This is a genomic window from Stenotrophomonas sp. STEN022 (assembly GCF_056760155.1).
Genome location: NZ_JBRREG010000190.1, coordinates 1 through 2,218, shown reverse-complemented (window position 1 = coordinate 2,218; position 2,218 = coordinate 1). Strand labels below are relative to the sequence as shown.

The window sequence follows — 2,218 nt, the reverse complement described above, 5'->3', positions numbered from 1 at the left end:
CCCACTCCCCCTCTCCCCCCCCCTCCCCCCCCCCCCCCCCCCCGCCGCCCCGCCGCGCGGCGGCGCCCGCCCCCCCCCCCCCCCCCCCCCCCCCCGACTGCTATATGAAGAAAGATATCGAGCGCCGGATCCTGCTGGGCAGGATTGCCGGCGTTTTTGGTGTGCGCGGTGAACTGAAGCTCGAGTCCTGGACCGAGCCACGTTCGGCCATTTTCAAGTATCAGCCCTGGATCCTGCGTACCCCTGCGGGGCAGGAGTCCGAGCTGACCGGTGTGCGCGGCCGTGATTCGGGCAAGACCCTGGTGGCGAACTTCCCGGGCGTCACCGACCGCGACGTGGCTGAAGCCATGCGCGGGACCGAGATCTACGTTGCCCGTAGCGCCTTGCCGCAGCCGAGCGCGGACGAGTATTACTGGGTTGACCTGGAAGGCCTGGACGTACAGACCGTCGAAGGCGTCAAGCTGGGTATTGCCTCGCATCTGTTCAGTACCGGCTCCAACGACGTGCTGGTTACCCGTGGCGACCGTGAGCGGATGATTCCGTTCGTGATGGGCGATTTCGTCAAATCCGTGGATTTCGACGCCAATTTGATAGTGGTCGACTGGGATCCGGAGTTCTAAAGCCCGTGCGTGTAGACGTCATCAGCCTGTTCCCTGAATTCCTTGCTCAATCGGCCGCGCTGGGTGTGGTTGGTCGCGCGCAGGAGCGGGGCCTGCTGGAGCTGCATGGCTGGAACCCGCGCGACTATGCCGAGGGCAATTACCGGCGGGTGGACGACCGTCCCTTCGGTGGTGGCCCGGGCATGGTGATGCTGATCGAGCCCCTGCGTGCAGCCCTGGCTGCCGCGCGTGAGGCCGATCCGACGCCGGCACCGGTGATCTACCTGAGCCCGCAGGGCAGGCCGCTGGACCAGGCCAAGGTGCGCGAGCTGGCGGCCTTGCCGCGGATGATCCTGCTCTGTGGTCGCTACGAGGGCGTGGACGAGCGTTTCCTGGCCGGTGAGGTGGACGAGGAGATCTCCATCGGCGATTACGTGCTGTCCGGCGGTGAGCTGGGTGCGGCGGTGATCATCGACGCGGTGACCCGCCTGCAGGACGGTGCTCTGAACGACGCCGAATCGGCGGTTCAGGACAGTTTTGAAGGCGATGGCCTGTTGGATTGCCCGCACTACAGCCATCCGGCGAGCCATGCGCTGGGGGATGTGCCGGACGTGCTGCGTTCCGGCAACCACGCCGCCATTGCCGCCTGGCGTCGCCAGCAATCCTTGCTGCGCACGGCATTGCGCCGCCCGGATTTGCTGGACGAGGCTGGCCTGAACAAGGCCGATCGCAAGCTGCTGAGCGAGGGCCGGCAGGCGCTTGCAGATTCGTTCAAACAAGCTACTGGCGCCGGGGGCGATCAGTAAGTTAGAATTACGAGTTCCCGTCGGCTGAATGGCTCGACGTGGGGCCAAAACAATAACGTGCAGCGCAATCCGGCGACTGTATGAGCCTAAGCTGTCGATACCGACACGCCCACCCCGAACAATCGGTGTAACCCAATGAGCAAGCTGAACAAGTCCATCGTCGCGGAATTCGAATCCGCCCAGATCACCCGCGAACTGCCGAAGTTCAGCCAGGGCGACACCGTCGTGGTGAACGTGAAGGTCAAGGAAGGCAACCGTGAGCGCGTGCAGGCATACGAAGGCGTCGTCATCGGCACCAAGAATGCTGGCCTGAACTCCGCTTTCACCGTGCGCAAGATCTCGCACGGCTACGGCGTCGAGCGCGTTTTCCAGACCCACAGCGCCATCATCGACTCGGTCGAAGTGAAGCGTCGCGGTAAGGTTCGCGCCGGTAAGCTGTACTACCTGCGTGGCCTGGAAGGCAAGGCCGCCCGCATCAAGGAAGATCTGGCTGCTGCCCAGCAGGCCAAGGCTGCTCGCCTGGCTGCCAAGGCTTCCGCCGAGTAATCCCGCCAACAGGCCAAGCCTGTTTGCAGCAACGGCCACCTTCGGGTGGCCGTTTGCGTTTGTGGGGGTGGTGGAGGTTGATAGCTGGGGACGTTTTGGGATTCTCAAGCTTTGAAGCTCAGAACCTCAGAACCTCAGAACCTCAGAAGCGTAGAAGCGTAGAAGCCGCCTCATCCGCCCTCCGGGCACCTCGCTCCGCGCCCCGGCCCTGCGTAGCACGCAGGGCGTACGAACAGTCACGAGCCATTTGCTAGTGGACGCCGGTTG

At 64.2% G+C, this 2,218-nt stretch carries 3 protein-coding genes; all 3 read left to right on the top strand.

The window, feature by feature from the left end; genetic code table 11:
• Positions 1 to 104 precede the first annotated feature (104 nt).
• The 3 genes from rimM (at position 105) to rplS (ending at position 1,951) form a co-directional block, all read left to right on the top strand.
• Entirely contained in the window at positions 105 to 620 is a 516-nt protein-coding gene (gene rimM / locus ACVOMF_RS20850) for a ribosome maturation factor RimM (RefSeq protein WP_481510969.1), read from the top strand.
• 5 nt (positions 621 to 625) lie between these two features.
• On the top strand, positions 626 to 1,405 hold the full coding sequence (gene trmD, locus ACVOMF_RS20845; RefSeq protein ID WP_481510968.1) for a tRNA (guanosine(37)-N1)-methyltransferase TrmD: 780 nt from the start codon (positions 626 to 628) through the stop codon (positions 1,403 to 1,405).
• Positions 1,406 to 1,540: 135 nt separating this feature from the next.
• Positions 1,541 to 1,951, top strand: a complete 411-nt coding sequence (gene rplS / locus ACVOMF_RS20840; protein ID WP_057626601.1) for a 50S ribosomal protein L19 — start codon at positions 1,541 to 1,543, stop codon at positions 1,949 to 1,951.
• Positions 1,952 to 2,218: the final 267 nt, after the last annotated feature.